This window comes from Amycolatopsis arida, from assembly GCF_900115565.1.
Taxonomy (GTDB): domain Bacteria; phylum Actinomycetota; class Actinomycetes; order Mycobacteriales; family Pseudonocardiaceae; genus Yuhushiella; species Yuhushiella arida.
Genome location: NZ_FOWW01000001.1, coordinates 962,068 through 975,541, shown reverse-complemented (window position 1 = coordinate 975,541; position 13,474 = coordinate 962,068). Strand labels below are relative to the sequence as shown.

Genomic DNA, 13,474 nt, shown 5'->3' with positions numbered 1-13,474 from the left:
TCCGGAGTAGCCGCGCCGGGGTCGTGATCGTCACGATGAACTCCGGCAGTTTTTCGCCAGGATTTCCACCCGATGAGGGGGAGAGCGAGTTGGGCAACGGTTGGCGCGCCCTCAGGCGCCGAATTCTCACTCCGAACGTCTCGGCGACCTCGCTCGACGTCCGCGGTTTCCACAAGAAGAGCCCGCAGGCTCAGGAATTGCTCGAGACGGTCGGACGGACGTTTCTGGACGGTTACGCGTACGCCGTCGAGGCGCGGGACGTCGCCGCCGCGGAGGCGCGGCTGGAGCAGGTGCCCACCCGGTTCCAGGGGTTCGCCTACGAGGGCGCGGCCATGGGGTACGCGATGCTCGACGGCCTTCCGCTCGGCGGCGGTCGGCACGTCGTCGACTTCCTCGCCGGCAGGGCGCAGCGGCACGTCTACATGGTCTACGTCGGGATCGGGTGGGCGATGGCCAGGCTGCCCCGGTTCCGCTGGCCCCGCGGCGACGTGTTCGACCCGTTGCTGCGCTGGCTGATCCTCGACGGCTACGGGTTCCACCAGGCCTACTTCGCCACCCGCCGCTACGTGCACGAGCACTACCGGGAACCCGCCTTCCCCTGGCCGGCCGATGCCCGCGGGTACGCCGACTCCGCGATCGACCAGGGCATCGGCCGCGCCCTGTGGTTCGTCGGGGGCACCGACCCCCGGCGCGTCACCGAGTTGATCGACCGGTTCCCCCGGAAGCGGCACGCGGACCTGTACGGCGGTGTCGGCCTCGCCGCCGCCTACGCCGGTGGTGGCGACAGCGCGGAGCTGGTGCTGCTGCGCGAGCGCGCTGGCGAGCACCGGGCCCAGGTCGCCCAGGGCGCCGCCTTCGCCGCCGAGGCCAGGGTGCGCGCCGAGCTGCTGGTGCCGCACACCGAGCGGGCCGCCCAGGTGCTCTGCGGCACGTCGGCGGTGCGGGCCGCGGAGCTCACCCAGCGGCTCCGGCCGGAGTCGCCGGTGGACGGTGAGCTGCCGGCCTACGAGGTGTGGCGGCAACGCATCGCCGCAGAGTTCGTTTCCCTAGGAGGTGTTACCGCATGACCGCGACAGTCCGCTGGCTGCGTAAGCAGCTGGCCGGGATCGTGGCGCTCGTGCTCGTCGCGGGCATGTTCGCGGCGAGCCGCCTGCCGGAGTCCTCCGCCACGGAGCGGGCGGAGCTGGCGAGCGGGTACGGCTTCGAGCCGCTGTCGATCGCCCTGCCGAGTGGCTTCCCGCAGCAGGAGATCCGCGAGGTCAACAAGGACTACCAGCACATCGACGCGTGGATCTCCTCGGTCGGCGCGGGCATCGCGATGAACGACATCGACGGTGACGGGCTGGCCAACGACCTGTGCGTCACCGACCCGCGGATCGACAAGGTCGTGGTGACCCCGGCACCGACCGGGCGGGCCGACCGGTACTCGCCGTTCGCGCTGACCACCGGTGGCCTGCCGATGACCGACGTCACCGCGCCGATGGGCTGCGCGCCGGGCGACTTCAACGAGGACGGCCGGATGGACCTGCTGGTGTACTACTGGGGCCGCACCCCGACCGTGCACCTAGCCCTGCCGGACGCGCCGGGGCTGTCGGCCGCCGCGTTCCGGGCGGTCGAGCTGGTGCCCGACGTCGGCACTACGAGCTACACCGGTCCACAGTGGAACAGCAACGCGGTGGCGCTGGCCGACTTCGACGGCGACGGGCACCTCGACATCTACCTCGGCAACTACTTCCCGCACGGTCCGGTGCTGGACGGCTCGGTCTCCGGCGGGGTGGCGATGAACGAGTCGCTGTCCAACGCCAGCAACGGCGGCGAGGACTACTTCTTCCGCTGGACCGGCGCCGACGCGGGCCCCGAGCCGTCGGTGCGCTACCAGCGGCTCGACGACGTGCTGCCCACCGACCTGTCGAAGGGCTGGGTGCTCGCCTCCAGCGCCACCGACGTGGACGGCGACCAGCTGCCCGAGCTGTACCTGGCGCAGGACCACGGCCGCGACGCGATGCTGCACAACAGGTCCACCCCGGGGACCATCGCCTTCGAGCCGGTGCTCGGCGCGAACGCGCCCGGGTTGCCCAAGTCCAAGCGGATCGGTGCGGACTCGTTCAAGGGCATGGGCGTCGACTTCGGCGACCTGGACCGCGACGGCCTCTACGACATGTTCGTCAGCAACATCACCACGCCGTTCGGCATCCAGGAGAGCAACTACCAGTTCATGGCGACCGCCGGCAGCACGTCCGAGCTGCGCGCCCGGCTGCGGAGCGGTGAGGCGCCGTGGACCGACCGCAGCACCGAGACCGGCACCGCATGGGGCGGCTGGTGCTGGGACGTCAAGCTGGCCGACTTCACCAACCGCGGCGAGCTGGACATCGCGCAGGCGACCGGCTTCCTCAAGGGCGAGGTCAACCGGTGGCCGCAGCTGCAGGAGCTGGCCACGGCCAACGACCTGACGGTGGCCGACCCCGCGTGGTGGCCGCACGTCACCAAGGGCGACGACATCGCCGGCAGCCAGCGGCTGCGGTTCTTCGCACCCGAGGGCGACGGTCGCTATGTCGACATCGCGGGTGAGCTCGGGTTGGACGTGCCGGTGCCCACCCGGGGGATCGCGATCGGCGACGCCGACGGTGACGGCCGACTCGACCTGGCCGTGGCCCGGCAGTGGGACCAGCCGGTGTTCTACCGCAACACCGCGCCCGAGTCCGGCGCGTTCCTCGGACTGAAACTCGCCCACGACGACCCGGAGACGCCGGGTGTCCTGCCCGCGCCGGGCTCCCCGGTGGTGGGCGCGCAGGTGACGGTGACCACGCCGGACGGCCGCACCCTGCTGGGCGGGGTCGACGGCGGTGGCGGGCACTCCGGCAAGCGCAGCACCGACGTCCACATCGGACTGGGCGAGAACGTCACCGGACCCGTGTGGGTGCACCTGCGGTGGCGGGACCGGACCGGTCAGGTGCGGGAGCAGGAACTTCAGCTGACCCCGGGCTGGCACTCGCTGCGGCTCGGCGAGCGGGCCAAGGAGAAGTGAGGCGGAGATGGCCGAGCAGAAGACGACCAGCCCACCCCGGCACGACCCGAAGGTGATCACGGCGCTGCGGCGGTTCGCCATCTCGATGACCGTGTTCAACATCCTCGGCTACACCCTGCTCGGGTTCGAGCAGCCGTGGCTGTGGCCGCTCGTGGCGCTGGCCACGGGCTACACGGTCGAGCTGGTGCTGGAGACGATCGGCGCGCGGGCGGAGGGCCGGCCGGTGCGGTTCGCCGGCACCGGCGCGCGCGGGTTCGTGGAGTTCCTCTACCCCGCGCACATCACCAGCCTCGCGGTGAACATGTTGACCTACCCGCAGGACCAGATCCTGGTGATGATGTTCGGGATCACCGTCGCGGTCGGGGCGAAGTGGGTGCTGCGGGCGCCGGTGCGTGGCCGGCTGCGGCACTACATGAACCCGTCCAACTTCGGCATCGCGGTGATCCTGCTGCTGTTCCCGTGGGCGAGCATCGCGCCGCCGTACCACTTCACCGAGAACGTCGGCGGCGTGGTCGACTGGCTGATCCCGGTGCTCATCCTGGTGGCCGGCACGATGCTCAACGCCAAGCTCACCGGCCGGATGTGGCTGATCGCCGGCTGGCTCGGCTTCTTCGTGCTGCAGGCGGTGGTGCGCGGCATCCTGCTGGACACCGCGATCCTCGGCGCGCTGGGCATGATGACCGGTGTCGCGTTCGTGCTGTTCACCAACTACATGATCACCGACCCGGGCACGACGCCCTCGCGGCCCGCCTCCCAGTTCGCCTTCGGCGCCGGCGTCGCGGTGATCTACGGGCTGCTCACCGGCGCGGGGATCGCCTACGGGCTGTTCTTCGCCACCGCGGCCGTCTGCCTGATCCGCGGCGGGTTCCTCTGGTCGGTGCACTTCGTGAACAAGGCCAGGGAGCAGCGGGAGGCCCAGCAGCGGGCGGCGGCCGAGAGCGCGCCGGCGGCCCCGCCGGCACCCGCGGTCACCGGCCTGCCCACCGCCGGCTCGGCGGTGCCCGCCGCCGAGCCGGCCGTGGAGCCCGCCGCGCGGGCCGGCCGGCCACCCGGCGAGGCGGCCGCGGCATGACCGCCGTGGTCCCCGGCACCGTCGGTGGTACCCGGGACGGGATCCCGCCCCGGGTACCACCCGGCCCCCCGCGCCGGGCGACGCCGCGGCTGTTGAAAGACCTGGCCACCGACCGCCTCCGGCTGATGTCCACCGCGGCCCGGAACCACGGCGACGCGGTGCGGATGGCGATCGGGCCCAAGGTGCTGTACTTCTTCAACCACCCCGACCACGCCAAGCACGTGCTGGCCGACAACAGCGCCAACTACCACAAGGGCATCGGGCTGGTGCAGGCCAGGCGGGCGCTCGGCGACGGACTGCTCACCAGCGAGGGCGAGCTCTGGCGCACCCAACGCCGAACGATCCAGCCGGTGTTCCAGCACCGGCGGATCGCCGGCAAGGCCGGAGTGGTCGCCGAGGAGGCGGCCCGGCTGGTCGCGCGGCTGCGGACGAAGGCGGGCGGCCCGCCGGTCGACGTGACCGCCGAGCTGACCGGGCTCACCCTCGGGGTGCTCGGCCGGACGCTGCTCGACACCGACCTCGACGCATTCAACTCCATTGGCACGGTTGGCGCTGCCTTTGAGGCCGTGCAGGACCAGGCGATGTTCGAGATGGTCACGCTGTCGATGGTGCCGCAGTGGGTGCCGCTGCCCCGGCAGCGGCGCTTCCGCCGGGCCCGGCGCGAGCTGGAGCGCGTGGTCGCCACGCTGGTGAGCGAGCACCTGCGCACCGGTGGCGACACCCGGCCCGAGGCGGACGACGTGCTCTCCCGGCTGGTCCGGTCCACCCGCGCCGAGCCCGACCCCGCGGTCGGCCGGCGGCGGATGCGCGACGAGCTGGTGACCCTGCTGCTGGCCGGGCACGAGACCACGGCCAGCACGCTCGGCTGGGCGCTGTACCTCGTGGACCGCCACCCGGACGTGTTCGAGCGGTTGCGCGCGGAGGCGGTGGCCGTGCTCGGCGACCGGCTTCCCGAGCACGGGGACCTGCGCCGGCTGACCTACACGACGATGGTCGTGCAGGAGGCCATGCGGCTCTACCCTCCGGTGTGGATCCTGCCCCGGCAGGCGCTGGCCGGCGACGTGGTGGGCGGCTACGCCGTGCCGGCGGGGGCCGACGTGCTGGTCTGCCCGTACACCCTGCACCGGCACCCGGAGTTCTGGCCGGACCCGGACCGCTTCGACCCCGAGCGCTTCGACCCCGAGGCGACCACGGATCGGCCCCGCTACGCCTACCTGCCGTTCGGCGCCGGTCCACGGTTCTGCGTCGGCAGCCACCTCGGGATGATGGAGGCCGTCTTCGTGCTGGCCATGATCACCCGCGAGCTGCGGTTGACCGCGGTGCCCGGCCGGCCGGTGGTCGCCGAGCCGATGCTGTCGCTGCGCGTCCGGAATGGACTGGCGATGACCGTGCGCACCGCCTGACCCACCCGCCGGCGCGGCAGCCGAGGAGACGCCGTCGCCGCCGCGCCCCTGCTGTCCTGGTATCCCGCCCGACACATCCCGCCGAGGAGGAACCGGCCGTGGACCCCATCCCGACCGAGGAGGACAGGGTCGAGACGATGACCCTGGAGGCGTTCGCCGACACCATCGTTCCCGGCGAGAAGCGCTCCGCCGGCGACCACGCCATCGCCGGGGCGTCGGCGGGGCCGGGCGCCGTCGCCGCGGGCGCGCTCGAGCTGCTGCGCACCCCGGCGACCGGGGTGACCGCCGGCCTGCGGCCGCTGTCCGAGGCGCTGAACAAGCACGCCGAGGCGTTCGCCGCCGAGCGCGGGGTCGAGCTGGACGGCGCGCTGCCCGCGTTCGTCGCGCTGGACTTCGCGCACCGCACCGAGCTGGTGCGCACCCTGACCGCGCCCGGTCACCCGGAGAAGGACGGCTGGGTCAGCCTCGCGCTGTTCAGCAACATGGCCTTCGACAGCGCCGCCCACCGGCACACCGCCGAGGCCATCGCGAACGGCCACCCCGGCCTGCTGGCGATGGGCTTCACCACGCCGGACGCCGACGGGCTGTGGCGCTCGCCGAGCTTCTCCTACGGCCGGAAGCTGGCCGACCTCCATCCCGACACGACCGCATCCGGGAGCCCCGCATGAGCAGCATCGAGCGCACGGACGTCGTCATCGTCGGCAGCGGCTTCGGCGGCGCCATCGCCGCCTACCACCTGGCCGCGGGCGGGGCGAAGGTGGTGGTGCTGGAGCGCGGGCCGTGGCTGGAGTCCGCGGACTTCGAGCACGACTTCCTGCTCGGCTCGTCCTACACCCGGATCTTCGACTTCGTCGTCGGCGACGGGATGAGCGTGCTCGGCGGCAACTGCGTCGGCGGCGGCAGTGTCGTCTACTTCGCCGCCATGCCCCGCGCGCCCCGGTTCGTGTTCGAGCGGCACGGCGGCATCGGCCGTCGCATGTGGCCGGCGGCGATCAACAGGGACAGTCTCGAGCCCTGGTACGACCGGGTCAGCGAGTCACTCCCGGTGAGCAAGCAGGACTGGAGCGACGTGTCGTACGCGGGCGGGCTGTGGGCGGCCGCGTGCCACCACTCCGGACGGACCGCGAACCCGGCCCCGGTGGCGGTCGACAACGCCACCTGCACCAACTGCAACTGGATGATGGCCGGTTGCCGGTTCGACGCCAAGCGTTCGTTGCTGACCAACTACCTGCCGGCCGCGCTCGCGCACGGCGCCGAGATCCGCCCGCTGCACGAGGTGCAGCAACTGTCCAGGACAGACGATGGCTATCGGGTGCACTACACGATGGTCGACGACGAGGACTACCGCGTGCAGGGCGGCGGCGGCGTGCTGGACGCCAAGATCGTGGTGCTGGCCGCGGGCGCCGGCGCCACGCCGGTGATCCTGCAGCGCTCCGAGCCCACCCTCGGTGCGCTGCCGCACGCCGTGGGCCGGTACTTCTCCGGCAACGGCGAGCGGCTCAACACCGCGATGATCAACGAGGACCGGGTGCGCGAGGTGCTCGGCCTCGACCGCGGTGACGGCCTCGCCTACGCGGCCAACCAGATCGGCAAGGGGCCGACCGTGGCGTGCTGGGACCGGCTGGACGGCAGCCTGCCGGAGTATTCCCGGTACTCGCTGGAGCAGCTGTACTTCCCGCCGGGCCTCGGCACGATCCTCGCCCAGGTCCCCGGCGGCGAGGACCCCACGTGGTTCGGTGTCGAGAAGAAGGAGATGCTGAAGCGCTGGCAGTCCTGGCTGACCATCTTCCTGATGACCGAGGACGACAACGAGGGCGTGTTCGGCCCGCCGCCGCCCACCGGCAACGCCTACCGCATCTCACAGCAGATGCTCGGTCGGGGCACCCTGCGCTACGACCCGACACCCAACACACTGCGCGGGTGGGCCGAGGCCGACGCCGAGGTCAAGGAGATCCTCGAGCGGGACGGGCTGGCGACCGTGGCGCCGTGGACCAATGACGTGGTCGGCGCCTACACCGTGCACCCGCTGGCGTCCTGCCGGATCGGCGACGACCCCGCGACGTCGGCACTGGACGATCGGCACGAGCTGCGCGACCACCCCGGGATCTTCGTCACCGACGGCTCCGCGGTGCCCGGCGCGTTGACCGTGAACCCGGCGATGACCATCGCGGCACTCGCCGAGCGGGCCGTCCCGGCCATCGTGGCGGCGGCACGGGAGCGGGGCGTCGAGGTCACCTACGGGGCGCCCACCCCCGACGGGGGCACCGCGTCCCGGCGCGCGACCGCCCGGCAGGTTCCGGACCTGGCCCGGAGGTAGGGCGATGACGGCGACACTGCCGACGAGGCCGGCCCGCCCGCGGCCCGGCCTCGTCGAGACGCTCAACACCCGCCGGCACCGGCCCGCGCTGGTGGCGTTCGCGGTGCTCGTGCTCGCGCACTGGGCCGAGCACATCGCCCAGGCCGTGCAGGTCTACCTGCTCGGCTGGCCGGTGCCGGAGGCGCTCGGTGTGCTCGGGCTGTGGTTGCCGTGGGTGGTGACCTCGGAGTGGCTGCACTACTCCTACGCGATCGGGATGTTGGTCTGCTTCGTCGTGCTGCGGCACGGGTTCGTCGGGCGCGCGGCGAGCTGGTGGCGGGCGGCGCTGTGGATCCAGTTCTGGCACCACCTCGAGCACCTGCTCCTGCTGCTGCAGGCGGTCACCGGGACCTACCTGCTCGGTTTCGACAAGCCCACCAGCATCGTCCAGCTGGTGATCCCGCGGGTGGAGCTGCACCTGTTCTACAACACGATCGTGTTCGTGCCGATGGTGGTGGCCATGGTCCGGCACCGGCGCCCGCTGCCGGCCGAGCGGGACCGGATCGCGTGCGGCTGCGCGGTTTCCGCGCCCCGGCCGCCGGCCGAGTAGCCCCGTGCGGGCCGCGCAGGTCATCCACGAGCACGGGGTCGACGTGCCCGTGCTCGCCGGCCCGGCCGTGCTGCGGGTCGTGGTGCTCACCGCGGTGCTCGTGGCGGCCGGGTTCGGCCTGCTGCGGCCGTTCCTGCCGCTCGGCCGCGGCGCGGTCCGGCTGGTCACCGGGATCGCCGCCGCCGGCGTGCTCGGGGAGCTGCTGCTGGCCGAAGGGGTGGGCTTTCCGAGGCAGCTCGTGGTGCCCCTGCTCGCGGTGCTCGGCGTGCCGCTGTACGTGGCCGGGCACCGGGGCGACCCGCGGTTCGCCCCGGCGGTCGGGCTCGTGCACCGGGCGGCGCCGTACGTGGTGGCCGCCGCCGCGGGCGGCGCGCTCGTCGCGTTCGGTGGGGCCTGGCTCGGCGGTGGGGGCGCGGTGGCCCTGCACACCGGGCTGGTGGTCGCGCTGGTCGGGCTGTCCTGGTGCGCGCTCTGCCGGCCGCGGCCCGGGGCCAGCGTGGTCGCGGTGGGCGCGCAGGGATGGGCGCTGGCCTGCGCCACGGTCGGCGGCGTCGCGCACGTCGCGGCGTCGAGCCTGGCGCAGGTCACCGGGTAGCCAGAATCCACGTCCAGGGAGGAAGCATGTCGCTCGTCCGTCTCGCGCTGCGCGGCGCGCAGACCCGGATCCGGCACGTGGGCCCGGTGCGGCCTGGTGCCGCCACCGGGGTGGTCGCCCGCGTCTTCGCCCAGGTGGAGCGGGACTTCGGGATGCTGGCGCCGCCGGTCAGCCTGCACGCGCCGGCGCCGGACCTGCTGGCGGCCACCTGGGCGATGCTGCGCGAGACGCTGCTCGCCGACGGCCGTGCCGGGCGGACGGCCAAGGAGGTGGTGGCCACCGCGGTCTCCCGGGCCAACGCCTGTCCGTACTGCGTCGAGGTGCACGGCGCGACCCTGCACGGCCTGCTCCCGCCCGGCGACACCGGCGCCGTCACCGGGGACCGGACCGGGCCGGCGGCCGACCCCGGGGTGCGCGCCCTCGCCGCGTGGGCCGGCGCGGAGGGCGGCGCGGTGCCGTTCCCCGCGGAGCGGCTGCCCGAGCTGGGCGGGGTCGCGGTGACGTTCACCTACCTCAACCGCATGGTCAACGTGTTCCTCGACGACTCGCCCATCCCGCCGCGGGCGCCCGACCGGGCCCGCCGGTACGCGCGCCGGCTGCTGGCGTTCGTGCTGCGGCCGCGGCCGGGCCGGGTGCCACCGGGAAGCTCGCTGGAGCTGTTCGCCGGTGCGGTGCCGCCGCTGCCGGCCGAGCTGGCCTGGGCCGCCGAGCACGGCACGGTGGCCGGCGCGCTGGCCAGGGCGGCGGCCGCCGCCGAGGCGGCGGGCGCCCGGTCGGTGCCGCCGGCGGTGCGCGAACTGGTGGCCACCGAGCTGGCCGGCTGGTCCGGGAAGCCGCCGGGGCCGAGCCGGGCCTGGGTCGAGGACCCCGTGGCCACGCTGCCGGCGCCGGACCGGCCCGCTGGTCGGCTGGCCCTGCTCACCGCCATGGCCGCCTACCAGGTGGACGACGGGGCGGTGGCTCGGCTCCGCGACACGGGAGCCGACGACGCCCGGCTGGTGGAGTTGACCGGGTGGGCCAGCTTCGCCGCCGCTCGTAGGGTGGGCGCCCGCATCGCCGCGGCGACCGACCCCGGTGCCGCTCGGGGTTAGTTCGCTCGGTCAGAACTCGTTGGGGCGTCGGTGTCCCAGGCGGTGAGGACGTCGCGCTGATGCAGGGTTGGGGCCAAACGTGCCCAGATCGACCGCGCAGCCTGGGACGCCCGTTCAGGGCATTCAATCTCCTGCTCCGGAGGTACGAGCTCCGAGTGGTTGATCCGATCGGGGCGGTCGCCGTGCAGGATACGCAAGGCAGTGGGCTTACCGCAGGGACCACGCTTACCCATGACGTTCATCTCCCTAGCCGGACGCCTCAACAACGAGATGTCGACGCGATAACGACTGCCTATGACACAGAGCAGCCCAAGAGCTCACTCTCCGATGGTCATAACAATTCAGCACGTGACACGCGCGCGGAATCTAGAATTAGCGCCACTGGCAGTAGTGCTTAGCGAGAAGTTAGTGAGCTTTGAGGGAATCTGGTACAATTGCTCGATCTTTCTCTTGATGTCACGTTAGCTTCACGTTCATACGTGCGGAGTATTGCCCGCCACGGCTCATGAGTGAAGACTGTGAGGCGCCTGCGAAATTCCGTCGCCAACCAGGCGGTCAGTGAAACAGGGGGCGCGCGGGAAACAAACTTGGCGTCGGACAAGTACGCCCGCTGTTGCCGTGGAGTGCTTCTTTTGGAAGGAAGCGTTCGGACGACCGCCTACACTCAAGTAACAGGGGTGAAGTATATGCGCAGTTTTAGTTCCCGCACGTCAAATTTACGTGCGCGTACAGCTGTAGTTGCTGCTTTGCTGTCCGTGGTATTGGGGTCCCTGGCATCACCGCCAGCGCTAGCAAGTCCACCTACGCAAACAGATCATCAGTCGAGTGCGAACGATGCCAAGAGCGATTCAGAGATTCTTGGTTCGACGGATATCAACGGCGGCTGGCGAATGCACAACAACCAGCACGTAGCTTCGCCTGATGGTCAGACAAGGCTCGTGATGCTCCGGGGCCTTCTTGAGGTCTGGGTTGACGGTAGTCACGCCTGGACTGCTGCTCAGAGTCGCAGCAGGTGACTACGTCGACTTTCAACACGACGGCAACCTAGTGGTGTACACCCACTCCAGACAGGTAAGGTGGGCGAGCAACACTTCCACGTGGTGCGGAAACGATGGATGCCACCTCAGTATTCAAGACGACGGCAACGTTGCGATCGAAGACGACTTCACTCAGCACGACTATTGGTCGACAAACACTGCGCGAGATCTTGCAGTGGCACCCGCAACTAAGGGCTGAGTCTTGACATGCCTTGTGGGTCGGGCAGGTGGTCACTTGCCCGACCCACGAGTGGCCGCACTAGCGCTGAGTAGCAAGCGTAGATCCGTCTACCGAAATACCGCTTGCCGAAAGGCCGAACAGCGGCCATTCGGCCATCAATTTGAAGTGCGCTGACTCTACGGTAGGCCAAAGCCAGAGGCTTTGCCTGCTACTGAGTTGCTTGCCAGTGACGTGGTAGCCGGGCCCGCCAAGGCTGGCAAGGTAGGGTGGTGCAGGAGGCAAAGAAGGAACTAGTTGATGATCCAATGTACTGGCCGAACGGCCATCCGAAAGTTGAACAATGAACCGTAGAACCGCCGGCGGGGTGCCGCGGTGCTCAGCCATGCTCGACCGGATGAGCTCTCCTGGCTCATCGCTCTCGGTTGTGGCCGTCGCCTCAACCTCGATCGCATAACCATGCGTATACTTGCGCAACTCTAGTACCGTGACCGAGGCCTGCGCAGACTGCGCCAGTACCTGATTCGCTGGTCGAACGTTCAGCGCCGCTTCTCCGGCAGGCGGCCCTGCCCATCCCCCAGTCTCGTCACGTCCGGCAGAAGACAGCTCATTCATGTCTCGACGTTATCACGTTACGGGGTCAATCAGCATCCGGAGACTTGCAGCCCACGGGGGGACCGCGAGTTGCGTTCACCTCAAGCGCCGACATTCCACCACCATACAAGTGATCACGACTGGAAAAGTCCAATCGGGGCGGGTGTCACCCCTTTTCCGGTGGGCGTGCCCTGGCTGGACTTGGGGCGTGCGCCGCTGATCAGGCGGTCAGGTGGCGTTCCAGGTGGGCGGGGACCTCGGCCAGGGCGACCCTGGTCTGCTCGCCCGAGGCCATGTCCCGCACGGTGACCTCGCCGGCCTCCTGCTCGTCCGGGCCGTACAGCAGCACCACACGGGCCGACTGGTCGTTGGCCCACTTCAGCTGCTTGGCCAGCTTGCCGGAAGTACCGAGGTACACGCCGGTGCGCAGGCCCCTTCCCCGCAGCTCGCCGGCCAGCCGCATGACCTCCTCCTCCGCGCCGAGCACGGTGAGCGCCACGTCCAGTCCGCGCCGCTCGGGCACGCCGTCGGCCTCCTGGATGGCGAGGATCCGCTCGACGCCGATCGAGCCACCGCAGGCGGGCAGGTCGGGGCCGCCGAGCTTGGCGACCAGGCCGTCGTACCGCCCGCCCGAGGCGATCGAGCCGGGGAAGCCCGGCGCGACCACCTCGAAGATCGGCCCGGTGTAGTAGTCCAGCCCGCGCACCATGCCGGGGGCGTACCGGACCCGCCCCGCGGGCAGCCCCGCGGTCAGCTCCAGCAGCCGGTCGACCTCCGCGAGACCGCGCCGGCCGCGCTCGGTGTCGTCGAGCTGCTTGCGGACCCGGTCGGTGTCCTCGCCGGCGAGGTCGGCGACCAGGCTCTCCGCGGCCGCGGTCGGCAGCCCGCGCTCGACCAGCTCGGTCACCACCGCGGCCGGGGGCAGCTTGTCGAGCTTGTCGAGGCTGCCGAGCACCGGCGGGCCCAGCTCGGCCGGCACCGCGTAGGCGTCCAGCAGGCCGTACAGCGCCAGCCGGCTGTTCACCAGGAAGTGGAAGTCGGCCAGGCCGAGCGCGGCCAGGCCGTCGTGCACCGCCCACACCACCTCGGCGTCGGCCAGGGGGGAGGACGACCCCACGGTGTCGATGTCGCACTGGGTGAACTCACGGAAGCGGCCACGAGCGGGGCGGTCGGCCCGCCACACCGGACCGATGGCGTAGCGCTTGTACGGCGACGGCAACCGGCTCCCGTACGTACCCACGACCCTGGCCAGCGGCACCGTGTGGTCGTAGCGCAGGGCCAGATCGGCCGCACCACTGGCCTCGTGCACCCCCCGCTTGAGGATCTTGAAGATCAGCGCGGAGGCGTCCTCGCCGAGCTTGCCGGCGAACACCTCCAGCCGCTCGAACGCCGGCGTCTCCAGCGGGTCGAAGCCGTACCGCTCGAACACCGCCGCCAGCGTGTCGAAGGCGTGCTTGCGCCGCCGAACGTCGTCGGCCAGCAGGTCACGAGTGCCGGATGGCGGCTCGGCGGCCTTCGCCATGAACGGGTCCTTCCGGTGTCGGTCGAGGTCTGCGCTGCACCGCCATTGTCG

At 71.3% G+C, this 13,474-nt stretch carries 11 protein-coding genes; 9 read left to right on the top strand and 2 right to left on the bottom strand.

The window, feature by feature from the left end; all coding sequences use genetic code 11:
* The first annotated feature begins 89 nt into the window (after positions 1–89).
* The 9 genes from BM051_RS04590 (at position 90) to BM051_RS04550 (ending at position 10,092) form a co-directional block, all read left to right on the top strand.
* On the top strand, positions 90–1,067 hold the full coding sequence (locus BM051_RS04590; RefSeq protein ID WP_279587045.1) for a DUF1702 family protein: 978 nt from the start codon (positions 90–92) through the stop codon (positions 1,065–1,067).
* Positions 1,064–3,025: a CRTAC1 family protein gene (locus BM051_RS04585; protein ID WP_092528220.1), complete on the top strand. Its 1,962-nt coding sequence runs from the start codon at positions 1,064–1,066 to the stop codon at positions 3,023–3,025. Before BM051_RS04590 ends, BM051_RS04585 begins: the two co-directional genes overlap by 4 nt.
* 7 nt (positions 3,026–3,032) lie before the next feature.
* On the top strand, positions 3,033–4,097 hold the full coding sequence (locus tag BM051_RS04580) for an enediyne biosynthesis protein (protein WP_243859546.1): 1,065 nt from the start codon (positions 3,033–3,035) through the stop codon (positions 4,095–4,097).
* Entirely contained in the window at positions 4,094–5,500 is a 1,407-nt protein-coding gene (locus tag BM051_RS04575; RefSeq protein WP_092528217.1) for a cytochrome P450, read from the top strand. Before BM051_RS04580 ends, BM051_RS04575 begins: the two co-directional genes overlap by 4 nt.
* Before the next feature lie 137 nt (positions 5,501–5,637).
* Positions 5,638–6,168, top strand: coding sequence for a DUF5987 family protein (locus tag BM051_RS04570; protein WP_092528546.1), 531 nt, complete (start codon positions 5,638–5,640; stop codon positions 6,166–6,168).
* Entirely contained in the window at positions 6,165–7,817 is a 1,653-nt protein-coding gene (locus BM051_RS04565) for an FAD-dependent oxidoreductase (RefSeq protein WP_092528215.1), read from the top strand. Before BM051_RS04570 ends, BM051_RS04565 begins: the two co-directional genes overlap by 4 nt.
* A 4-nt stretch (positions 7,818–7,821) precedes the next feature.
* Entirely contained in the window at positions 7,822–8,406 is a 585-nt protein-coding gene (locus BM051_RS04560; protein ID WP_092528213.1) for a hypothetical protein, read from the top strand.
* A 4-nt stretch (positions 8,407–8,410) separates the two neighbouring features.
* Entirely contained in the window at positions 8,411–9,001 is a 591-nt protein-coding gene (locus tag BM051_RS04555; protein ID WP_092528211.1) for a DUF6239 family natural product biosynthesis protein, read from the top strand.
* A 26-nt stretch (positions 9,002–9,027) separates the two neighbouring features.
* Positions 9,028–10,092, top strand: coding sequence for a carboxymuconolactone decarboxylase family protein (locus tag BM051_RS04550; RefSeq protein WP_092528209.1), 1,065 nt, complete (start codon positions 9,028–9,030; stop codon positions 10,090–10,092).
* Positions 10,093–11,388: 1,296 nt separating this feature from the next.
* Here BM051_RS04550 and BM051_RS28330 read toward each other — a convergent pair.
* Positions 11,389–11,922, bottom strand: a complete 534-nt coding sequence (locus tag BM051_RS28330; RefSeq protein ID WP_134046168.1) for a hypothetical protein — start codon at positions 11,920–11,922, stop codon at positions 11,389–11,391.
* Positions 11,923–12,121: 199 nt separating this feature from the next.
* Positions 12,122–13,423, bottom strand: coding sequence for a histidine--tRNA ligase (hisS, locus tag BM051_RS04535; RefSeq protein WP_092528205.1), 1,302 nt, complete (start codon positions 13,421–13,423; stop codon positions 12,122–12,124).
* Between the last annotated feature and the right edge of the window lie 51 nt (positions 13,424–13,474).